Origin of the sequence: Robertmurraya beringensis (assembly GCF_042433785.1) — a bacterium.
In the GTDB taxonomy this organism is placed as follows: domain Bacteria; phylum Bacillota; class Bacilli; order Bacillales; family Cytobacillaceae; genus Robertmurraya_A; species Robertmurraya_A beringensis.
The window spans coordinates 27213-47288 of sequence record NZ_JBHLUU010000107.1 but is presented as its reverse complement, the minus strand read 5'-3'; the positions used below and the strand labels follow the sequence as shown (position 1 = coordinate 47288).

Below are 20076 nucleotides of genomic sequence, written 5' to 3'. Positions count from 1 at the left end.
CAGGTCTAATTGTAAATAAATTTCCAAATGGATGGAGCCACCTTTGTTGGGTATTTACTTTTTTGGCTCTAAATAGAGAATATAATTAAACTGAAAATTACGAAATTATTTATGCAACACTAGTGGATTTAGATGTAAATATGTATATTGTTAGTGGCGATAGCCCTGATCAGCAATTACAGTTATATCAAGCATTAGTGGACATGTTCGGTAGTAGCATCCCTTTCCTATCTGATCCTCAATTAGAATTGATCAATTTATTTGGGATGAAAAATGGTGACATGGCTTATAGAGGCTATGGAATGTTGAACAGTGATGGTGAGGTCGTATTTCATACGATTAATGACCTTTGGGGTGAGGAGTTTGACAAAACTTTAAAGGAAATTAAAAATGAGTACGCAGGTATCTCAAACTAGCTATTTTTTGACCGTAGATGTTTCTACGGTCTTTTTATTCGTCTTTAATATTAAAACATGAAATTGGGCAAAAATAGAATCTATAGATAGATGAGCAGGTGGTGGTTTTTATGGAAACTATTGAAGAAAACCTGGAAGACGTACGGTTCTTAGAAGATGAGTTATTTATGCTTGATGCTAGAGGATGGCTAGAGAATGAATTTTTAACTTGGGAATGGTGGATCTTACTCTGTTTTTTTGTTGTTCCATGGATTTTCTGGTTTATTATGAAAAAGAGAAAATGGTTTGTGGAGTCTCTCCTCTTCGGTATGATCGTGATGAATGTGACACTTCTTTTGGATACTGTGGGAATGCAGTTGTCCTTTTGGGAGTATCCGGTGGAGTTTCTGCCCGTCATACCAAGGGGATTTCCATTTGATGTTTCCATGGTACCTGTAGCTTTTATCCTATTATTTCAATATTTTCAAACATGGAAGTCCTTTATTATTGCTCAAATCATCATGGCAGTCGCTTTCGCCTTTATCGGTGAACCCTTTTGTGAATGGCTTCAACTCGTTCGGTATTTCAAATGGAATTACTTGTATTCATTCGTTTATTACATTATTCTTGGTATTGTCGTCCGAGCACTTATTTTAAAATGTATGATGGTTTCAAAGCGCTATTATGAAAAAATATGGAGTCCTTCATGAAATTAAAAACACAACTACTCATCGCATTGATAATCAGCCTATTTTCTTTACTAGCATTTAGTGTAATGGCTCTTTTAGTAAGAAGAAATACGATTGTTTCTTTTGATAGCAACATCATTTCGTATGTTCAAGGTCTTGAGGCTCCTTGGTTGACCACGATTATGAGATTTTTCACATTTATCGGGGATACCATACCAGTGATCCTCCTTTCACTTGTCAGTCTCTTTCTTCTATATAAGGTTCTGAACCACCGAGCTGAGCTTATTCTGTTTATCGCCGTTATTGGAGGGGCAAATATCCTTTTTCTTACCTTAAAAATGTTCTTTCAACGGGCAAGACCTGATTTGCATCGCCTAGCGGAAGCGACTAATTATAGCTTTCCAAGTGGTCATGCGACAATGGCTTTCGCTTTATATGGAGTATTGACCTTTCTTTTATGGCGTCATATCAATACTTCTTTCAAAAGGACGATTCACATAATTGTGAGTAGTATCGTGATCCTTTCCATAGGTATTAGCCGAATTTACCTTGGTGTTCATTATCCGAGTGACATTTTGGCGGGGTATTTTATTAGTGCTTTTTGGCTTACGTTAGCCATTGGATTTTTTCAGCGTTATATGGATAAAAGAAAAAGGAAAGTGAGCAGTCCCTCTGGGTAATGCTCACTTTCCTTTTGTTAATAAACCTTATCTCCGTTAAAGATCGAATTCTTCACGATCACATAATCGACCGTTCGAATGGCTGACAGCTTGTTTCCTCCTGCATAGGAAATGGATGATTGTAAATCTTGCTCCATTTCAATCAACGTATCTTTTAATGCGCCTCTGAATTCCACGTGCATTTTCTTTCCTTCGACATTTTTTCGTTCACCCTTTTGAAATTCAGAGGCAGAACCAAAGTACTCCTTATACTTTTTCCCCTCTTTCTCTACCGTTTCCCCCGGTGATTCTTCATGTCCCGCAAAGAGCGAACCTATCATGACCATGGATGCACCGAAGCGAACCGATTTAGCAATATCTCCGTTAGTCCGAATGCCCCCATCTGCAATAATGGGCTTGCTAGCGGCTTTCGCACACCAGCGTAAGGCCGCTAATTGCCATCCCCCTGTTCCGAAGCCTGTTTTTATTTTTGTTATACAAACTTTCCCTGGTCCAATCCCAACCTTTGTCGCGTCTGCCCCTGCGTTCTCTAACTCTCTAACTGCCTCTGGAGTTCCCACATTGCCTGCAATCACAAAGCTAGCAGGCAAATGCTTTTTAATGTGGTGAATCATATTGATTACTGCATTCGAATGACCATGGGCAATATCAATCGTTATAAATTCAGGAGACAGATGTTCCTTTGCTAGTTGTTCAATAAATGGATACTCCTCTTCCTTCACTCCCACACTGATCGAAGCGTACAAGCCACGAGCCTTCATATCTTTAACAAAATCCATTCGCGTTTCTGGTTGAAATCGGTGCATAATGTAAAAATAATTATTTTCTGCTAGGAAAACAGATATTCTTTCATCAACAATGGTCTGCATGTTCGCAGGCACCACCGGCAATCGAAACGTGTGACCTCCAAACGTCACACTCGTATCACACTCCGTGCGACTGTTCACGATCGATTTGTTTGGGATCAATTGTATATCTTCATAATCAAATACGTTATCCATCACTATCACCTCTATGTATTGAATAAGCTTAGTATGACCTTTCCCCTCTTAATCATGTTTCTTGGAAGATCGTTTTGAAACCTTTTTAGAGGTAAACACGTATCAAATGTTTAGAATCATGTTGAATATGAAAAACTGAGAAAAATGGAGAAGAATAAGGATGATTATTTTGGAAAAAAAAGAAGAGTTAAAAAAAGAACTTGCTATTATTGAAAAATGGGAAAAGGACCAAGGGAATTTGTGGATTTGGGAACGGCTTGGAAGACTTCCTTTTAAATTACTAGACAAAATTACCCCACAGTTTGTTCATAATAAAGTAGGAGTATTATTAGACGAAATTGGAAATTACATTCAAACTGGTGGAAAATATTTAGTCTCGGATAAACAATTATTTGAACTCATTGGAAAAGAAACAAATCTAACAATAGAGAGTATTAATGAGGTTAAAGACATCCCTCTTTCCACCATGAATACAGTCAGTCAAAAATTAACGGAAAACCGTAAAAAGGTTGCAACGGTGCAGGGTGCAACAACAGGAATCGGAGGAATCTTCACCCTCGCGATTGATGTACCAGCGCTATTAGCCATCTCATTAAAAACACTGCAAGAAATCGCCATCATCCACGGATATGATCCAAACGAGAAAAGCGAGCGAATCTTTATCATTAAATGCTTACAATTTTCATCAGCTGATATTGTTGGAAAAAAGGCCATTCTCAAGGAGTTATCCGGCTATTACCAAAACGGCAGTCAATCGGGTGAAATGATGTCCCAGCTACAAGGTTGGCGTGAGGTTGTGTATACCTACCGTGATCAATTCGGCTGGAAAAAACTATTTCAAATGGTCCCTATCGCTGGTATGATCTTCGGCGCTTTCACCAACCGTTCGATGATTAGTGACTTGGCAGAAGTCGGAGTTATGCTGTATCGGAAAAGAAGAATTATGGAGCGATTGGGAGTTACGGCTGAGGGTCAGATCTAGATGTAGTTAGATTTTGAGGTTGAACCCTTGATCGATGGTTTGCAGATCATTTATTTATGAAATATTGTTTTAAATGGTCTTCATTTTCATGATGAAGACCAATTTAGTTTTGTAAGGAGTCTTCGAAGTTTGGTCATCCACATTCGCCCAATTTCATTAGGACATTCATCCAGCAAACGCTTTTAGGAATATTGTATAGAAGCTTTTGTGAGGTGATCATTATCAAAGGTTTATATAAAGATGAAATGATATTACGAGAACAACTAGCCCCATGGGAAAGAAATGTTCTCGAAAAATTCGAAGCAAAAATGACGGATAGAGAAAGACCATTCCCTTGCATACCAGCCACTATTGGCTTTTCCACGAATCAACTCCGCTATGGTTTTGTAGGTGATCCGAGAAAGAAGTCCTCCATTCAAGAACTGGCACACCTATTAAAATCGTTCACAGAGAAATCAAAAGGATTTGGGAACTATACGTCACTGATTGTTTTTTATGATATTCCAAAAGATATAGAAAAAACATATACAGTGGAACAGTTCGAACAACTGTTTTGGCAGCAGTTAGGTGGTCTTTCTGCGATTGACGGGCTCGAGTGGCCAAAAGACATTCCCACTGATCCTCATGACCCGGTTTGGGAGTTTTGTTTCTACGGGGAAAAATACTTTATGTATTGTGCTACCCCGTCACACCAAAATAGACAAAGTCGTCATTTTGATACGATGATCCTCGCGATTACCCCCAGATGGGTGTTACAACAATTTGGTAAAAATGAAACTTATGCCCAAAATATTAAAAAGCAAGTTCGTAAACGCTTGGCAAAGTATGATTCTATATCGATCCACCCGGATTTAAATAGCTATGGGTCAGAAGATAATTTTGAGTGGAGACAGTATTTTTTACGAGATGATGATACATCATTATCCAAATGTCCATACCATCGTTTTTTAAATTTTTTTAAGTTAGATAAATAGCGCAGAGCCCCTGCGCTATACATAAATATTAAAGATGATCGAGTTGTTTAATCATTTCATCGGTTGTTACAATCGTAGCAAATTCCTTTTGGAGCATCGCTAATTCAAGCTCCTGAACGGTCTCAGCCGAGTGTTTTTTTCCATTATGATCGGTAATCTCGAATGCCGCGATCGCATCTGAAACCAGATAGGTTTGATAACCGAGATTTCCACTCATTCTTGTAGTTGTTGAAATACAATGCTGTGTAGATAGACCAGTAATAACAACCGTTTTTATTTGCTGCTTACTTAAATACGTTTCCAACTCCGTTCCTATAAAAGCACTGTTTACTTGTTTTGTAAAAACCGTTTCATTTGGTTCTGGTTTGATTATGTCTTTAAACTCTGTTCCTTCATTGTTTGTATGGTGTAAAGGTGATTGGGGCTGAATGGATAGATGTTTGGAGTAAATGATCGGCCCCTTCCTCTTCCTCCACTCGGCTTGCAAACGAGCCATGTTTTCCTCTGCCTCTGGATTGTTTCTATTCCCCCAATAAGGATGATCAAACCCTTTTTGAACATCAAGGATGAGTAAGGCTGGTAACTTGATTAATTTTGTCATGAGCTAACTCCTAACTGATAAACTTCTTCTACCACTTACATTGTTAACATGTGAAGTCCCTTTCATTACATAATTTTATCGTTAACAAGAAAGAGTAAGAAGAATGTCGTCAGGAGGTTATTATATGGATCACAAGGAATATACAGAAGTTGGAACGGATATTAATGAGGTCAAAAAGAAAAATGCGGAATCTGGCTTGTCTTATAATGAAGTAAAAGCGTTACTGGCTCAAACAGGCAGCAAAGGTACTAGTCAATACAGTAATACAGATGTAGAGGAAATTAGAAGTGGAATTCATGGACAAGACATCCAATCTTAGTCGGATGTCTTTTTTACATTTCAAAAAAACTTTGTCTTTCAACTTTGCACACTCTTAAAGAGAAAGACTGATACCATTCGGATTTCCCCTTTTCCTGGGCGATGATGTGTGCGGAATGCTCTTTCCACGCATGGATCGCATCTATGGAGTCCCAGTAAGAAACCGTAATTCCCAATTGGTCATCTCGGGCACTTTCTACGCCTAAAAAACCTGATTGCTTGGAGGCCAATTCGACCATTTTATTGGCCATTGCTCCATATCCATTTTCTCCATCCGTTCTTTGCGAGGAAAAAATCACCGCGTAATAAGGTGGTTCCGGTGTTTTCATTATTACACTCATACAAGTTACCTCCTTCTATCTAACCCATAAGATGAGAAAGAAAATATTGAAAGCCGTAAAATCCAATCGAACTCAGGCTCGTCACTAATAATGCAATCAAAATGTACGGTTTTTCTTTGTTTGCTTTTAACAAATAAAAAATGGATAAACCTAGTCCAATGATAAAAAATACCAGCCAATACCATTCAAGAAAGGTATGTTCAAAGTTTACTAAAAAATTGACAATGTAAAATAAATTAATGCCTAGCAATAAGTAAATGCTGGATTTCTTCAAAGTAACACCTTCTTTTTTATAATTAAATTTATATGTTGTGAAATTTGAATAAATGAGATTGGCATGTGCGTGGTAGGACTCCTTTAAGACTTGAGATCCGTTGAATAGACGTTTTTATATTGTATCATATAATGGGAAATGTTGGGGTGTTTGGAGGACGTTCTAAATATGAATGGTTAATATATAGGATGAAAATAGCCAATAATAATTCCGACTACATAGAAAGGAGTGAAACTCTTGACCAACCGAAACGATAACCGCGAACGTAAAAATAAGTATCCGAACAATAAACAGCAAGATACAGAATTCTCAAAGGAAAAAGATATTCGTAGCGAAATCACCAAGAAAGACTTAAATAAATAAAACAAAAACGCTTGGGTTTACCTAAGCGTTTTTTTGAATTATATTGTGTCATCGATATGTGAGACAACTAGGTTTTAGTGATTTTTAAACCAGACAAACCAGCCGCTCTCTTCTTTTTTGGCAATAAAGATCTGGCCTTGGCTTCCACTGGTAGCCTTCACTTTTGGAAAATGCAAACGGACGAGCCAGGATCTGTCTGCCACCTCTTTTCCGCAAAAGTGTTTAGCCATACCGTAATAATTTTCTTCCTCACTTTTACCCACTGTCCTCGGAAAAGGTTTTAGTGAAACGACCTCCCATTCTGAATAAAGCTCTGGAAACTCTCCCACTTCATAAGCAATCGGAACAAGAACCCGCAACGCTTTTTCCACTTCATGAATGTTTTCAATGGATACTACTTCGAGTGTATGGGAATCAGGACATTCCTTTGGCTGTGCATAGCTGGTATTAGAAGTAACGAATCGAAAATATGCAGGAAGTTCGCCACGCAAACGTGATTGTGACTGAGAATAATGCTTATGTTGCAGTCGTGTTAGAGGACAACACAAAAGGTGATGTTCGAGAGGACTTAGAAAAGAAAATTTCGGATCAAGTAAAATCAACCGACAAAGGAATCAATAATGTTTTTGTTTCAAGTAACCCAGACTTCGTTGATCGTATGGGAGATTATGGAGACAAGATCCAAAAGGGTGAACCGGTTAAAGGATTGTTTGAGGAATTTACAGAAATGGTTCAGCGTGTTTTTCCTAGTGGAAGATAAAAGATAAGGGCGAAGCTGACTTTGTGTGATCCAAGTGTCATCTTCGCCCTTCTTGGTGATTTTAATTCTTATCGAAAAACCTCTGTCAAGAGTACCATAGACACAAACCCAATGATAAATGCCCAGGTGGATGCCCTTTCGTTTCCGTCTCCATGGCTTTCTGGAATTAGTTCCTTATAAACCACAAATAGCATGGAACCAGCTGCAAATGCTAGTCCATAAGGAATCAACGGCTCAAATGTCCCCCCCAAGAGTACGCCTATTAAACCTGCAGACATTTCAATAACTCCAGTTAAAGTTGCAAGTAAAATAGCACGTATCACACTTACATTTTGACTCAATAAAAACAATGCAACCAAAAATCCGTCTGGGACATTCTGTAACCCTATGGCAAACGACACAAGCGAACCAACCTCATAGTTTTCACTTGCATTACTGATCCCTACCGATAATCCTTCTGGTACATTATGAAGACACATAGCTACAAGAAACAATAAAACCACTCTCTTTTTTCTTGAGGATTGCTCCGAATGGTTGAGGTCAACATGCGGAATCATACTTTCCAACAAGGTTAGAACGAGTGTTCCAAATAAGATTCCAACCACCAAAACCATTACATTTGATAGCTGAATAGCATTTGGAATTAACCCGTAGGCAGATGCAGCGACCATGATTCCCGCTGTGGAAGCTAATAACATATCTTTTCCTTTATGAGAAACATCTCTTACGAGTAAAATAGGCAAGGCGCCTAAACCGGTACATAATGATGAGACAATAATTGGGAGTAAGGACATGGACAACCTCCATTAGATTATATACCCATCATATGTATAACTTTGCCAAGCATTCTTGTAAAAAAATAGACAGCTATTCTTTCATGAATAACTGTCCGTTTTTTATTAAGGCTATTTTCTTAATCTTTGTTCCTTTTTGGAACCTAATTTTAATAATTGTGCTAAATTTCAGCAGAAAATAGAATGAATTTAATACGAAAACAGCCTTTATTAAAACTCATGGTCCTTAAACATCTCTTTTAACTTCCCGATGCTGCTCCTTGGTGTGAGGATGTATAGAATATCACCTTCAAGCAAACAAGTATCCCCTCTTGGTGTGAGCAATTTATCCGAGCGAATGATGGCGTTGATTAGGACATTTTCTGGAAATAAAATGTCTACGATTTTTTTATTCACTAACAGATCTTCTTTATGGATTTCGTACTCAATGATTTCCGCATTGGCTTTTCCGATAGAGACAAGTTCCAAAGAGTGTGCAGGGGTGGATTTCTTTGGTCCCGTTAGCCCTAGTTTCTCAGCGAGTAAAAGAATGGTTGACCCTTGAATCAAAGCAGATGTAAAAACGACGAAGAAAACGACATTAAAGATCGTCTGACTATCGGCAATTCCCGCAAGCATAGGGAATGTTGCCAAAACGATCGGCACCGCTCCGCGTAATCCTGCCCAAGAGACAAAGATCTTTTCTTTATGGTTAAAATCCATCTTTATCGTTGAGAGGTAAACTGCGATCGGACGTGCAACAAAGATTAAAGCTACTGAAATAAGGATACCTTTTATCATCACATCAGAAGTAAAAAGCTGAGATGGGAAAACCAACAATCCTAGAAGGATAAACATTAAGATCTGCATCATCCAGGTAAACCCTTCATTGAATCGGAAAATGGACGTTTTATAGGTTAAGTCAGAATTTCCTATAACAAGGGCTGCCACGTATACGGCTAACAATCCACTTGCATGTGCCAACGCTGTGAAACTATAGGTTAGTAAGGCAAAAGCTACTGCAAAAATGGGGTAAAGTCCACTAGAATCTAGATTAATACGATTAATTGCCATGGTTGCTAGTTTCCCAAAGATAACCCCAATAAGTAATCCCATTCCCATCTGCCAAAAGAAAGATAGGATAAGTAGGAACACGTTCGTTTCCTCAATCGTCAGCAATTGAATAAACATTAATGTTAAGAACATGGCCATAGGATCGTTCGTACCAGATTCAGCTTCTAGAGTTGATCCAAGTTTAGGGTTAATGTTCTGCCCTTTTAATACAGCAAATACAGCAGCCGCATCGGTAGAACCTACGATAGACCCAATTAAAAATGCTTCAAGCCAAGGTACATCAAATAATAAATTAACAACAACAGCTACCACGGAAGTCGTAATTAATACTCCTATGGTTGCAAGAGATAACGATGGCTTCAATACCGATTTTACTGTTGTCCATCTTGTCTGCAACCCACCCTCAAACAAAATGATAATCAGTGCTAGTACACCAATTAACTGAGCGTATGTGGCATTATCGAAGTAGATGATTCCTAACCCATCACTTCCAACAATCATCCCTACGGCTAAAAAGAGAATAAGAGCTGGCATGCCAAGTCGACTTGAGAATTTGGTCGTGATGATTCCTATAATCAGAAGTAACGAACCTAGTAAAATCGAGTAATCAATATTAATCATGTTTTTTCTCCCCCTTATAAATTCACATCGATTTCTGTTTTGATTTCTTCCTCCTTTTTGATTCCTAAATATTTTAATGTCTCAGAAGAGGATGTATGGTGAAAAATCTTTTGTAGAAGTGCAATGGCGATTCCTTTTTTGTAGGCGTGATAACCAAAGGTTTTTCTCATGGAGTGTGTTCCAATATTCCCTTCAATCCCCACATGTTTTGCCGCTTTGTTGATGATTCGATACGCCTGTTGTCTCGTAATGGGGTCATTCGTTTTAGAGGATTTAAAAACATAATCACTATAATGATAGGAAATTGAGGAAAGATAAAGAGATATAGCGTATTTCACCTTTGAATTCACATAAATGGGGATTTCCTGCTCTTCTCGTTCCATGAAATTCTTAGTACTACCATTTTCGTTAAGGATGTCACACCACTTGATGGTCAATATTTCACTAATTTTCAAGCCTGTATTTATTCCAAGAACAAATAATAAATAATCTCTAGCCGACTGGTCTTTTAGATGCTTTTTAAGAGCTTTTATTTTTGTCGTATCACGAATCGCATCTACATATTCCATAGTGTTTGATTCCCTTCTTCTGAGCATATAATTGGTAACATAACCTTATTATATTATATACTTATGTTACATACAAATATATTGCTTACAAGGCTCTTAATTTTATATTTATTACATTTAATAGAAAAGGCGTGATGGGTTTTGACAGATTTAGCATTAGAAAAAAGACAACACCGTAGATTATCTGTACGAAGAATTGTACAAAGAGGTGTATTTATTACCATTGGGGCTTTGTTAATGGCTGTAGGGTTAGAGATATTCTTGATTCCTAACCAGGTTATTGATGGTGGTGTAACCGGGGTTTCGATTATGCTTTCTCATATCACTGGAATTAAATTAGGGATCTTTCTTTTCATACTAAACTTACCTTTTGTATATCTAGGTTATAAGCAATTTGGAAAAACATTTGCGATTTCCACCATCTATGGAATTATCATGTTATCCTTATTTGCAACATTTTTTCATCCAGTCGATCCATTCACCGATGACATTTTACTAGCTACGATATTTGGTGGTATTTTCTTGGGAATTGGCGTGGGACTAGTTATCCGTAATGGGGGAGCACTTGATGGAACTGAAATCCTTTCGATAGTAATCAGTAAAAAGGTTCCTTTTTCCGTCGGTGAAATTGTAATGTTTATCAACTTATTCATTCTTGGTTCAGCCGGTTTTGTGTACTCGTGGGATCGTGCCATGTATTCGATTTTAGCGTACGTCATTGCTTCAAAAGCGATTGATGTTGTAATTACGGGGATGGAAGAATCCAAATCGGTATGGATCATTAGTGACTTTGCTCATGAAATCGGAGATGCCATTACCGACCGTCTTGGTAGAGGGGTTACCTTTTTACACGGAGAAGGTGCTTATACTGGTGATGAAAAGAAGGTCATTTTCTGTATCATCACAAGGCTAGAAGAATCGAAAATGACTAGTATTGTTGAAGAAATTGACCCCTCTGCCTTTTTAGCCATTGCAGATATTGCGGAGGTTAGAGGCGGAAGATTTAAGAAAAAAGCCATCCATTAGAACAAAAAGACCTCTCTCATTTTTCCTGAGTGAGGTCTTTTTTTACTGGCTATTCATCGGTTGAAGAATTTCTGGAACTTCATTTTTCGGACTATTTACTAATGGAGAAATCTCATACTTCACCATTTCGTCGGCTGGATAAGGTCTTAACAACGATTTTAACATTGTGGTATCTTGGTTATTCGGGTCTAACCAGGTGTCGTAGTCCTCTTTTTTTAAAATAACTGGCATTCGATCGTGAACATCCTCTGTCACTTCGTTTGGTGTGGTTGTGATAATCGTACAAGTGACAATTGGTGACTGCCCTTCCTTTTTCCAAACATCATAAAGCCCTGCTAGTGCAAATGGCTTGTGATCCTTCATGACAAATCGATACGGTTGTTTCTCTTTCCCATTCTTCTTCCACTCATAGAAGCCATCGCTCAAGATGAGGCATCGTCGCTGTTTGAAAGGTTGTTTAAATGATGGTTTTTCATCGATTCCTTCACTTCGAGCATTAATCATTTTATACCCTATTTTCGGATCATCCGCCCAATATGGGACCAAGCCCCATTTCAAATACGCTCCTTTTCGTCCCCCTTTGTTTTGACCGATCGCAAGCACCATTTGACTGGGAGCTATATTATACCTTGGTCCAATTTCCTCAAAGAATTCAAATTCAAACTGCCTCTTTAAATTATATATTTCTTCGGTTAAGGAAAATCTTCCACACATGGAACGCACACCTCTCTTGCTTGAACTTTATATATGTATCATTATAACGATTTGCCATCCATTTTATTATTATTCTAAATTATCTTAATTTCCTTGAAAAATTTTCTATGAACCTTTACCCTTAATGTCAAGGGAGTGAACATCATGAGTGATCTATCAAATGTCAATTACAGCCAGATTGTTGAATATTCGCTTGACCCCATTATTATTCATACCAATTTAAAGATCATTTACATCAACCAAGCAGCTGCAGCTTTTTTTAGAACCACCATAGAAGAGGCGATTGGCCTTAGCCCGCTTGATATTTTTCAAGAATTCTCCAAGGCTGCCATTGAAAAAAGAATCCAATCTGCTTACGAGCAACCAATGCCAGTCATTGAAGAAACTGTTTTCCGAATGGACGGGACCACGGTAGATATTGACTTGTATTGTCATCCTGCTCCGATTGGGAATCAAAGGGCTATTCAATTCATCGTATGGGACATTACAGAACGAAAAGAAAACGAAAACCAACAAAAGGAAATGCAAAAACAAATTAATGAGTTATCATTAACTCTAGTGCCTTTTACGAATGAGATATCTGTCCTCCCACTTGTAGGATCAATCAATGAGGAACGAGCGAGGCAGCTTCTTGATACGATACCGATGAAAGTGCAAAAACAAAAGGTAGAATGCCTCATTTTCGATTTCTCTGGGATCTTTAGTCTAGATAACTTAGTTGCTGATACTCTTTTTAATATCGTTCATGTTATGTCACTTTTAGGTGTACGTTCTGTTATTACTGGACTAAGGCCACAATTGGCTAAGCTCTCGGTCGATCAAGGACTAAACTTATCGTCCACTCACTCGTTTGCCACTGTTAAGGATGCGATTGGATATTTTCAAGGAAGATAAAAAGAGCTAGAGATAGTGAGGTTTTTATTTATAGGGTGTAAAAATGGTTTTACACCCCGAAGGTAGCACTCCTAAATAGACTCTCCCCTATTCATGATTTTTTCATATTTGCAATGATCGTCGGTTATTCCTTTCAACTCAAACCCATTATTTTCGTAAAATCGGTTCAATTTTTCATTTTCTGCAACACAATCCAATCTTACTCTGTCTATCTCTCTCGTAGAAAGCCACTCAATCACTTTTTGACCTATTCCCTTCCTCATAAAGGCTGGAGAAATGGCGAGTCTATGCAAATAAGAGGTATTTGCTGGAAGATCATCTCCCCAAATATGTTGGTCCCATTCCCCTGCCTCCGGTAAAAGAGTGAATGTAGCTATAAATGCTTCATCTTTTTCGACTATATAGGTCAGTCCGTTGGAGATCCACTCTTTTAGCTCGTCATCTTCTCCCTCTAATAAAAAACTCCATTGGTTGATTTTTGTATCCTTCATCCATTGTGCAAGTGTATTTAGTAAGTTATGAACTTGATCACTGTCATTAGTGGTTGCAACCCTAATATGTAAATCTGAAATTCCCATACAGACCCTCCTCTTTGCTTCCTTTTAATAATACAACAAATTTTTCCACTTTCCTGCAAGTTCGTTTTACTATCATGAAGAAAAGAACTTCGTATAGAATGGTATTACGTATGAGTGATTAAAGTGATAGATATAATGGAAAAGATGGGATTTTTAATAGAAAGTGAGGAGAAAACTTGAGACGACTTTTTCTCTTAGTCATATTATTATTTGGTCTGAATTATTTGTGGAATACCTACGGAAAAGAAGTGGAAATCGGAGCAATTGCCGAGGATCTTAACATACAACTTGATAATTTCGGGCTATCTGAGCTTTTGGATGACTTAGCTGGCAGTATCGGGTTTCTTGAGGAAAAAGTAGAAGAATTAGCTGAGGAACAGTTACCTTCTGAATTAGAAGTCCCTTCTCCCGATCTGGTGTCTCCTACGAATCAAATGTTTTCAATATATAATATAGAACTTGGTGAATCAAAGGCAGATATCGAAAATATGTTGGGAGCACCTAAGCGGTCAGAGATGAATGAGTATGGAACGGAATGGCATACGTATCATGAAAACTACCATAACTTTGTCAAAGTCATGTACAATGACCAGCAACAAGTAATTGGATTGTACACGAATCAAGATTTAATTTCATCTACAAACGGAATCAAGTTAAATAGTCTAAAACAAACCGTTCGTGACACATTAGGGCAACCAATCACTCGATTGCAAAAAGGATTAGTTTTTTATCAGTTACAAGAAGACAGTGATTATGATATGTTCGAACTTGATGACTCTTACGTGACAATCTTTTATGATGTGCATGAAGAAAATACGGTTACCGCCATTCAAATTTTAACCGAAGAGGTAGAAAACAATAAAAGATCGATCTATTCAGAGCCAAGTGACGCATTAAAAGAAGGATTTGAGTTACAAATGTTTGATCTAGTCAATGCCACAAGGGTCAATCATGGACTTCAGGTCCTTTCATGGGATGAACATGTGATGCAAACAGCCCGGAAACATAGCTCGGATATGGCGGTCAATAACTATTTTGATCATACGAATCTTCAAGGAGAGTCTCCTTTTGACCGAATGGAAGAAGACGGAATACGGTACACCTTGGCTGGAGAAAATCTTGCGTACGGTCAGTTTAGCAGCATTTTTGCACATGAAGGATTAATGAATTCTTTAGGACACCGAAAAAACATTGTAAAGTCAGGTTTTGAATACTTAGGTGTTGGAGTAGCCTTTAATGAGGAAGCTCAGCCTTATTACACACAAAATTATTATGCTAACTAAAAGAAGCGGTCTCCGTATTTGAGAGACCGCTTTGTTGTTATTTTCTTGTTTTCATTCGATAGCCAACGTAAAGGATAAGAAACCATACAGGTGCTACGTATAAGGCTTCTCTCATGCCGTCCATGAACGCCATTAACACAATCACAAAAGCTAAGAACAATAGAGCCACATAGTTCGAAAGTGGATGAAGAGGCATTTTAAATGCTAATTTACCCACCTCATCTTTTGTCTTTGATTGTCTAAACTTTATTTGTGTGAGTAGAATAATCGTCCAGCTTGTAATTACTGCCACTGTTGCAACAGACGAAATAAACATAAATACTTTTTCTGGAATAATATAATTTAGAAATACAGCGACTAGTAAAAACGAAGCCGAGAATAGAATTCCACGTCTTGGTGTTTGATGCTTGTTTAACTGACCAAAGTATTTAGGGCCATTATTTTGTAATGATAAATTGTAAAGCATTCTCCCTGTGCTGAACATCCCGCTATTAAATGCGGACAAAGCAGCCGTTAACACGACAAAATTGATAATATGTGCAGCGCCAGGAATCCCAATTTTATCAAAAATCAAAACAAACGGGCTGCCATTGGAACCAACTTCATTCCAAGGGTATAAAATCATCATTATTCCTAAAGCACCAATATAAAAAATCAAAATTCGCCAAACGACATTGTTAATCGCAGATGGAATCGATTTGTGTGGATCCTTCGCTTCCCCAGCTGTGATCCCTACTAGTTCTACACCGCCAAACGAGAACATGACCAAAACCAAAGATAATAAAATTCCCTCTATGCCATTTGGCATAAAGCCGCCATGAGCCCAAAGATTGTCTAGACCCATTGGTTGTCCACCATTACCAAACCCAAATAAAATAATACCCAAGCCAACTAAAATCATTCCAATAATCGCGACAACTTTAATCAATGCTAACCAAAATTCAAACTCTCCAAAGGCTTTTACATTCATCAAATTAATCAATGTAACGACGATTAACGTAGCAAGTGCTGTCACCCACTGAGGGATATCTGGAAACCAGTAATTCACATAAACGCCAATGACCGTAATTTCGGCCATTCCGACAACCACCCACATAAACCAATATGTCCAGCCTGACAAGTATCCGGCAAACGGCCCTAAGTAACGATGAGCGTACGAGCTAAAGCTACCAGAAATCGGTTCATCTACCGCCATTTCTCCTAAAGCTCTCATGATCGTAAAGATAACGATCCCTCCGATTATATAAGAAAGAAGAATCGAAGGACCAGCCATTTGAATCGTTGCGCTTGATCCATAGAATAAGCCAACTCCAATAGCCCCTCCTAGCGCAATCAGCTGGATGTGCCTGTTGTCTAACCCGCGCTGTAACTTCTCACTTTCGTGATGTTTCCCCACAAAATACTCCACCCTTCAAAACTGTTTATCTTATCAGAATATACAATCAACCCGTACTTTTCCATACGAAAGAAAATTGCTAATATTCTTTTATTATTATTTTTGTATAGAATTTTCCATTTATAAAAATCTATAATAAGGAGGTGTTTTTTAGATGACAAATAAAAAACAAAGCTCGAATGACATTAAGTATAGTATTTGGGAAACTCGTACGGATGAAAAGCATTCCTATAAAAGTAACAAACAAAAAGAAGCAATTGATTTACCAGATCGAAAAGAAAACAAATAATACTAACGAAAAAGCCAAAATCTTTATTGGATTTTGGCTTTTTTATCATTTACTTTCTAACCTGTGACCCTGAAAATGGTCATACCTTTTCATTTGATCAATGGTAGATTCAATCTGTTCCATTAATTCATGAAAGAGCTCTACTTCGTTTACCTTTTTAAAATTCCCTTGATCTACCGAATGTAAGAGGGCAAGGACAGCTTTTAATTTCATATCATCTTGACCAGGAATTCGAAACGAACCTTTAACCTCTCCTTCCACTTCAACCTTACCCGAGGCGCTTTCCGATCGAAACTGAAAGGATTGTTTCTCAACCGTCATCATCGTACACCACCAAATCATGTTGATAGTAGTTAGGGTAACCATTTTTCGAAAACAAGAACCAGCAAAAGTTGCCCATCGAAAATTGTTGTGAAATGGTTAGTAAATAGGTTTCTTTCACTTACGAATATAGATATAATGTATTATAACCTATTATCAAAAACAGGAGGGAATTATGTATAAAGCAATCATTTTTGATTTTGATGGATTAATTGTAGATACCGAGTCTGTTTGGTATGACGTGACCAAGGAGGTTATGCTTGACTATGGCTGTGATTTAAAGCTAGAAAATTTTGCAAAATACATAGGAACAACAGGCGGGGGCCTGTACGACGAATTGAACGCTATGTCCAATCAACCAATTGATAGGGAGTTAGTGAAATCAAGAACAAATGAGCTGTATCAAAAAAGAAAGGATCAATTTACTCTTCGTGAGGGTGTATTAGATTATCTTCAAGCTGCAAAAACGCATGGCTTAAAGATTGGTCTCGCTTCAAGCTCTCATAGAAAGTGGGTCGTTGAGTACCTAGAACGATTTGAAATTCTGGATTATTTTCAAGTGATAAAAACCGCCGATGATGTTGATAAGGTTAAACCAGATCCCGAGCTGTATGTAAAGGCTCTTCAAGAGCTAGGTGTCGAGGCAAACGAAGCACTTTGCTTTGAGGATTCCTTAAACGGACTAACCGCAGCAGTCGGAGCCGGACTTCATTGTGTCATCGTTCCTAACCCTGTTACACAATACTTAGACTTTAAAGGCCATGTTCATCGACTAACATCCATGTCTGAACTGTCCTTTGACGATTTACTAGACCATCTCGCGAAAAAGCATCATAAATAACATGGAATAAGCCAGTTCCTTTTGAAGGTAAACTGGCTTATTGATTTTTCACTCGAAAAATATCAGCAGCCAATTGGAAGCCGTCTTACTTATTTTCAAAATAAAAATCAAGTATTCTCTTTCCGATATACTTATTAATTCCACTGCTATCATTTTCTGCATTGGGTACAACGATCGAGATGGCAATTTCGGGATTGTCATAGGGCGCATATCCAACTAATGTTAAGTTATAGTTGTAGCCACCCTTGCCATCTGACACCTGAGCCGTCCCTGTTTTACCTGCTGGATCATACGTAACCCCTTTAAAGTAAGATGCGGCGGTTCCTTTTGATCCGGTCATCACTCGGCGGAATCCTTCTTGTACACGTTCAATATAGGGTAATTCCATATCCACCGTGTTTAACACATTCGTTTCAAATTCCTCAATCACTTCAGCTGACTCACCACTTTCATGGTCTGGCTCGCGTACCTCCATCATCAAATGAGGCTGCACTCTTTTTCCATCATTCGCAATGGTCGAAACATATTGTGCTAGCTGAAGAGGCGTGTACGTATCAAATTGTCCGATCGCAAAGTCCATTAAGTTCCCTAATTGCTGAACCCCACCATTGTATCCCGTTGCTTCACTTGGAAGATCAATTTCTGTTTCCACACCTAAACCGAATTGGTTAAAAAATTTTCTCATGGTTGCATATGCTTCATCAGGATCGTGAAATCCTTCTTTCTTCCCATAATCATAGTTTCCTATTTTCATGGCAATATGGAACATATACACATTTGAAGATCTTTCAAGAGCCGTTAGATCATTAATCGTCCCCATATTCTGGTAGGACTTCTTCGTTGGAGTTCCGGCAATTTTTATCGGACTATCGAGGAAGGTATCACCTGGGGAAATCACTCCTGTTTCATAACCCGTTAATACAGTCGCCCCTTTCACCGCCGAACCCATCGCATAGGCGTTATATAGTGCACCGTACGTTTCATCACTGATCGCACCATTTTCTTCACTTTTCCCAGCAATCGCAAGAATTTCACCTGTTTGTGGGTTGGTTACGACCGCATACCCTTCACTCGCACCACTGTCCTTTTTCAACTCTTCCTCTATGATTTTCTCCGCTTCCTGCTGGAGGGCTAAGTCAATCGTGAGAATCAAGTCCTTTCCGGATTCCCCTGGGGTTACTTCCCCTTCAATAAGGTTACCCGTCTTATCTTGAACATAGGTTTGAGTTTCCTTAGTCCCGCGAAGCCAATTCTCGTATTGTTGCTCAATGAAGCTTGTACCTACGAGGTCACTTAGTTGGTACCCGTTACTTTTATACGTATCGCTAGCTTCTTCTGGAATTTGACCCACATTACCAAAAAGCTGACGAAGCGTATTACCGTATACATATTTTCTGGTGGAGTCCACTTTGACCTCGAAACCAGGAAGTTCTTCAAGTCGCTCATTGATGATGGCCATCTCTGTTGTTGTTAATCCCATCTTGATTCTTTTAATGGAAGAGCTATCCACATCCATTTCTCTTTTAATCGCAAGTACTTCCATTTCCGCAGCTGTGATCGTCTCTAACTCTTCTTCGGTAATTCGCTCTAAAATCAGTTGATATTCTTCATTATCATCCAAGTTCGCTTGTTCTTCTGCAGTCACCTTCGCATATGCATCTTCTTTTCTAGTAAAAATCCAATAATCTTTTTTGTCGCGTTCTTTTACATTTTCTGTACTTACTTCTATTAGTCCAGCAATCTTTTGTGCCAATTCAAGCCGTTCCTGCTGGCTGTGCTCATTCGAAGGATTGATGTACGTCAATGTGAAAATGGCCTCGTTTTCCACCAAAACATTTCCATCACGGTCATAGATCTTTCCGCGAGGAGTAGTCCAGGTATAAACAGTGGTCGTCGTCTCTTCACTTTCCTTCGCGTATTCCTCTCCTTGAACAATTTGAATTTTTCCCAGTCGAATAATCAACGTCGAAAACAACAAAAAGACTATAAAAAAGAGAATATTCATCCGAGTAAAGAGTATTTTATTTTTCCTCTTCTCCCTCATAACAGCTTGTAAGTGCTCCTTTCCTAAAAAAGGGAATCATGTCCCAATTTATCATTCATACGTGTATGATATCGTGAAAATATGAACAAATTATGACGAAACTTTTACTGAAGAATGAAGGTTTTGTGTGGCTGGCTTAATTAATAAGATAACGGTCTTCATAGCGTGAATGAAGACCGTTACCATTCAATTTTTAATAAGAAGTGGTCTTCTTCTACCTTATGAAAACCACTTGCAAGGAGAAGCGTTATAATAACAGTCATCAGTATCTAATA

25 protein-coding genes and 1 pseudogene are annotated in these 20076 nt (G+C 38.3%); 13 read left to right on the top strand and 13 right to left on the bottom strand.

Features of this window, described 5'->3' with window-relative positions:
• Positions 1 to 140: 140 nt before the first annotated feature.
• From ACFFHF_RS15525 to ACFFHF_RS15515, 3 genes are all read left to right on the top strand, one after another.
• Entirely contained in the window at positions 141 to 416 is a 276-nt protein-coding gene (locus ACFFHF_RS15525) for a thioredoxin domain-containing protein (protein WP_377058550.1), read from the top strand.
• 110 nt (positions 417 to 526) lie between these two features.
• Positions 527 to 1105, top strand: coding sequence for a CBO0543 family protein (locus ACFFHF_RS15520; protein WP_377058549.1), 579 nt, complete (start codon positions 527 to 529; stop codon positions 1103 to 1105).
• Positions 1102 to 1764: a phosphatase PAP2 family protein gene (locus ACFFHF_RS15515; RefSeq protein WP_377058548.1), complete on the top strand. Its 663-nt coding sequence runs from the start codon at positions 1102 to 1104 to the stop codon at positions 1762 to 1764. The genes ACFFHF_RS15520 and ACFFHF_RS15515 overlap by 4 nt, the downstream gene beginning before the upstream one ends.
• Before the next feature lie 17 nt (positions 1765 to 1781).
• On the opposite strand, the gene guaC is transcribed toward ACFFHF_RS15515, so the two are convergent.
• Positions 1782 to 2765, bottom strand: coding sequence for a GMP reductase (guaC, locus tag ACFFHF_RS15510; RefSeq protein ID WP_160546111.1), 984 nt, complete (start codon positions 2763 to 2765; stop codon positions 1782 to 1784).
• 169 nt (positions 2766 to 2934) lie between these two features.
• On the opposite strand from guaC, the gene ACFFHF_RS15505 reads away from it, so the two are divergent.
• Both ACFFHF_RS15505 and ACFFHF_RS15500 read left to right on the top strand, forming a co-directional pair.
• The gene (locus ACFFHF_RS15505; RefSeq protein ID WP_377058552.1) at positions 2935 to 3747 is read left to right on the top strand and encodes an EcsC family protein; all 813 of its coding nucleotides are present in this window, start codon (positions 2935 to 2937) and stop codon (positions 3745 to 3747) included.
• A 212-nt stretch (positions 3748 to 3959) separates the two neighbouring features.
• Complete coding sequence (locus ACFFHF_RS15500; protein ID WP_377058547.1) at positions 3960 to 4721, top strand: YqcI/YcgG family protein; 762 nt, start codon at positions 3960 to 3962, stop codon at positions 4719 to 4721.
• A 28-nt stretch (positions 4722 to 4749) separates the two neighbouring features.
• On the opposite strand, the gene ACFFHF_RS15495 is transcribed toward ACFFHF_RS15500, so the two are convergent.
• On the bottom strand, positions 4750 to 5322 hold the full coding sequence (locus ACFFHF_RS15495) for a cysteine hydrolase family protein (protein ID WP_377058546.1): 573 nt from the start codon (positions 5320 to 5322) through the stop codon (positions 4750 to 4752).
• A gap of 124 nt (positions 5323 to 5446) precedes the next feature.
• Between ACFFHF_RS15495 and ACFFHF_RS15490 the strand changes: the two genes are divergently transcribed.
• Positions 5447 to 5641 (top strand): gamma-type small acid-soluble spore protein, encoded by a 195-nt coding sequence (locus ACFFHF_RS15490; protein ID WP_377058545.1) that lies wholly within the window; start codon positions 5447 to 5449, stop codon positions 5639 to 5641.
• Positions 5642 to 5654: 13 nt separating this feature from the next.
• On the opposite strand, the gene ACFFHF_RS15485 is transcribed toward ACFFHF_RS15490, so the two are convergent.
• Complete coding sequence (locus ACFFHF_RS15485) at positions 5655 to 5981, bottom strand: antibiotic biosynthesis monooxygenase family protein (RefSeq protein WP_377058544.1); 327 nt, start codon at positions 5979 to 5981, stop codon at positions 5655 to 5657.
• Between the two features lie 19 nt (positions 5982 to 6000).
• A complete protein-coding gene (locus ACFFHF_RS15480) occupies positions 6001 to 6255 on the bottom strand; it encodes a hypothetical protein (RefSeq protein WP_377058543.1) in 255 nt (84 codons plus the stop codon).
• 237 nt (positions 6256 to 6492) lie between these two features.
• On the opposite strand from ACFFHF_RS15480, the gene ACFFHF_RS15475 reads away from it, so the two are divergent.
• Positions 6493 to 6618, top strand: a complete 126-nt coding sequence (locus ACFFHF_RS15475; protein WP_340903577.1) for a hypothetical protein — start codon at positions 6493 to 6495, stop codon at positions 6616 to 6618.
• 74 nt (positions 6619 to 6692) lie between these two features.
• On the opposite strand, the gene ACFFHF_RS15470 is transcribed toward ACFFHF_RS15475, so the two are convergent.
• On the bottom strand, positions 6693 to 7109 hold the full coding sequence (locus tag ACFFHF_RS15470; protein WP_377058542.1) for a hypothetical protein: 417 nt from the start codon (positions 7107 to 7109) through the stop codon (positions 6693 to 6695).
• Between ACFFHF_RS15470 and ACFFHF_RS15465 the strand changes: the two are divergent.
• Positions 7079 to 7378: pseudogene (locus ACFFHF_RS15465) on the top strand (YhcN/YlaJ family sporulation lipoprotein); the annotation flags it as partial. The gene ACFFHF_RS15470 and the pseudogene ACFFHF_RS15465 sit on opposite strands and share 31 nt — an antisense overlap.
• 68 nt (positions 7379 to 7446) lie before the next feature.
• Here ACFFHF_RS15465 and ACFFHF_RS15460 read toward each other — a convergent pair.
• From ACFFHF_RS15460 to ACFFHF_RS15450, 3 genes are all read right to left on the bottom strand, one after another.
• Positions 7447 to 8178 (bottom strand): ZIP family metal transporter, encoded by a 732-nt coding sequence (locus ACFFHF_RS15460; RefSeq protein WP_377058541.1) that lies wholly within the window; start codon positions 8176 to 8178, stop codon positions 7447 to 7449.
• A gap of 204 nt (positions 8179 to 8382) precedes the next feature.
• Positions 8383 to 9846 carry a potassium/proton antiporter gene (locus tag ACFFHF_RS15455; RefSeq protein WP_377058540.1) on the bottom strand — a complete coding sequence of 488 codons (1464 nt, stop codon included), beginning with the start codon at positions 9844 to 9846 and terminating at the stop codon, positions 8383 to 8385.
• A 14-nt stretch (positions 9847 to 9860) separates the two neighbouring features.
• Positions 9861 to 10415, bottom strand: a complete 555-nt coding sequence (locus tag ACFFHF_RS15450) for a tyrosine-type recombinase/integrase (protein WP_377058539.1) — start codon at positions 10413 to 10415, stop codon at positions 9861 to 9863.
• Positions 10416 to 10556: 141 nt separating this feature from the next.
• Here ACFFHF_RS15450 and ACFFHF_RS15445 point away from each other — a divergent pair, with 141 nt between their 5' ends.
• Positions 10557 to 11441, top strand: coding sequence for a YitT family protein (locus ACFFHF_RS15445; protein ID WP_377058538.1), 885 nt, complete (start codon positions 10557 to 10559; stop codon positions 11439 to 11441).
• Positions 11442 to 11483: 42 nt separating this feature from the next.
• Here ACFFHF_RS15445 and ACFFHF_RS15440 read toward each other — a convergent pair whose 3' ends face one another.
• On the bottom strand, positions 11484 to 12155 hold the full coding sequence (locus ACFFHF_RS15440) for an SOS response-associated peptidase (RefSeq protein WP_377058537.1): 672 nt from the start codon (positions 12153 to 12155) through the stop codon (positions 11484 to 11486).
• 144 nt (positions 12156 to 12299) lie between these two features.
• On the opposite strand from ACFFHF_RS15440, the gene ACFFHF_RS15435 reads away from it, so the two are divergent.
• On the top strand, positions 12300 to 13049 hold the full coding sequence (locus ACFFHF_RS15435) for a PAS domain S-box protein (protein WP_377058536.1): 750 nt from the start codon (positions 12300 to 12302) through the stop codon (positions 13047 to 13049).
• 71 nt (positions 13050 to 13120) lie between these two features.
• Here ACFFHF_RS15435 and ACFFHF_RS15430 read toward each other — a convergent pair whose 3' ends face one another.
• Positions 13121 to 13627 carry a GNAT family N-acetyltransferase gene (locus ACFFHF_RS15430; RefSeq protein ID WP_340903586.1) on the bottom strand — a complete coding sequence of 169 codons (507 nt, stop codon included), beginning with the start codon at positions 13625 to 13627 and terminating at the stop codon, positions 13121 to 13123.
• Between the two features lie 176 nt (positions 13628 to 13803).
• Between ACFFHF_RS15430 and ACFFHF_RS15425 the strand changes: the two genes are divergently transcribed.
• Positions 13804 to 14910, top strand: coding sequence for a CAP domain-containing protein (locus tag ACFFHF_RS15425; protein ID WP_340903587.1), 1107 nt, complete (start codon positions 13804 to 13806; stop codon positions 14908 to 14910).
• Between the two features lie 37 nt (positions 14911 to 14947).
• On the opposite strand, the gene ACFFHF_RS15420 is transcribed toward ACFFHF_RS15425, so the two are convergent.
• Positions 14948 to 16306 (bottom strand): amino acid permease, encoded by a 1359-nt coding sequence (locus ACFFHF_RS15420; protein ID WP_377058535.1) that lies wholly within the window; start codon positions 16304 to 16306, stop codon positions 14948 to 14950.
• A 154-nt stretch (positions 16307 to 16460) separates the two neighbouring features.
• Here ACFFHF_RS15420 and ACFFHF_RS15415 point away from each other — a divergent pair, with 154 nt between their 5' ends.
• Positions 16461 to 16595 (top strand): hypothetical protein, encoded by a 135-nt coding sequence (locus tag ACFFHF_RS15415; RefSeq protein ID WP_377058534.1) that lies wholly within the window; start codon positions 16461 to 16463, stop codon positions 16593 to 16595.
• 45 nt (positions 16596 to 16640) lie between these two features.
• Here ACFFHF_RS15415 and ACFFHF_RS15410 read toward each other — a convergent pair whose 3' ends face one another.
• Positions 16641 to 16919: a hypothetical protein gene (locus tag ACFFHF_RS15410; protein ID WP_377058533.1), complete on the bottom strand. Its 279-nt coding sequence runs from the start codon at positions 16917 to 16919 to the stop codon at positions 16641 to 16643.
• A gap of 172 nt (positions 16920 to 17091) precedes the next feature.
• Between ACFFHF_RS15410 and ACFFHF_RS15405 the strand changes: the two genes are divergently transcribed.
• Positions 17092 to 17757: an HAD family hydrolase gene (locus ACFFHF_RS15405; RefSeq protein WP_377058532.1), complete on the top strand. Its 666-nt coding sequence runs from the start codon at positions 17092 to 17094 to the stop codon at positions 17755 to 17757.
• 85 nt (positions 17758 to 17842) lie between these two features.
• Here the strand turns inward: ACFFHF_RS15405 and ACFFHF_RS15400 are convergent, their stop codons facing one another.
• Positions 17843 to 19720 carry a penicillin-binding transpeptidase domain-containing protein gene (locus ACFFHF_RS15400; RefSeq protein WP_160546126.1) on the bottom strand — a complete coding sequence of 626 codons (1878 nt, stop codon included), beginning with the start codon at positions 19718 to 19720 and terminating at the stop codon, positions 17843 to 17845.
• Between the last annotated feature and the right edge of the window lie 356 nt (positions 19721 to 20076).

Excerpts from the sequence above, each read along its gene's own strand:
- ACFFHF_RS15525 (WP_377058550.1), top strand. The coding sequence starts at position 141 with ATGTATATTGTTAGTGGCGATAGCCCTGATCAGCAATTACAGTTATAT.
- ACFFHF_RS15520 (WP_377058549.1), top strand. The coding sequence starts at position 527 with ATGGAAACTATTGAAGAAAACCTGGAAGACGTACGGTTCTTAGAAGAT.
- ACFFHF_RS15515 (WP_377058548.1), top strand. The coding sequence starts at position 1,102 with ATGAAATTAAAAACACAACTACTCATCGCATTGATAATCAGCCTATTT.
- guaC (WP_160546111.1), bottom strand. The coding sequence starts at position 2,765 with ATGGATAACGTATTTGATTATGAAGATATACAATTGATCCCAAACAAA.
- ACFFHF_RS15495 (WP_377058546.1), bottom strand. The coding sequence starts at position 5,322 with ATGACAAAATTAATCAAGTTACCAGCCTTACTCATCCTTGATGTTCAA.
- ACFFHF_RS15490 (WP_377058545.1), top strand. The coding sequence starts at position 5,447 with ATGGATCACAAGGAATATACAGAAGTTGGAACGGATATTAATGAGGTC.
- ACFFHF_RS15485 (WP_377058544.1), bottom strand. The coding sequence starts at position 5,981 with ATGAGTGTAATAATGAAAACACCGGAACCACCTTATTACGCGGTGATT.
- ACFFHF_RS15455 (WP_377058540.1), bottom strand. The coding sequence starts at position 9,846 with ATGATTAATATTGATTACTCGATTTTACTAGGTTCGTTACTTCTGATT.
- ACFFHF_RS15450 (WP_377058539.1), bottom strand. The coding sequence starts at position 10,415 with ATGGAATATGTAGATGCGATTCGTGATACGACAAAAATAAAAGCTCTT.
- ACFFHF_RS15440 (WP_377058537.1), bottom strand. The coding sequence starts at position 12,155 with ATGTGTGGAAGATTTTCCTTAACCGAAGAAATATATAATTTAAAGAGG.
- ACFFHF_RS15435 (WP_377058536.1), top strand. The coding sequence starts at position 12,300 with ATGAGTGATCTATCAAATGTCAATTACAGCCAGATTGTTGAATATTCG.
- ACFFHF_RS15430 (WP_340903586.1), bottom strand. The coding sequence starts at position 13,627 with ATGGGAATTTCAGATTTACATATTAGGGTTGCAACCACTAATGACAGT.
- ACFFHF_RS15415 (WP_377058534.1), top strand. The coding sequence starts at position 16,461 with ATGACAAATAAAAAACAAAGCTCGAATGACATTAAGTATAGTATTTGG.
- ACFFHF_RS15410 (WP_377058533.1), bottom strand. The coding sequence starts at position 16,919 with ATGATGACGGTTGAGAAACAATCCTTTCAGTTTCGATCGGAAAGCGCC.
- ACFFHF_RS15405 (WP_377058532.1), top strand. The coding sequence starts at position 17,092 with ATGTATAAAGCAATCATTTTTGATTTTGATGGATTAATTGTAGATACC.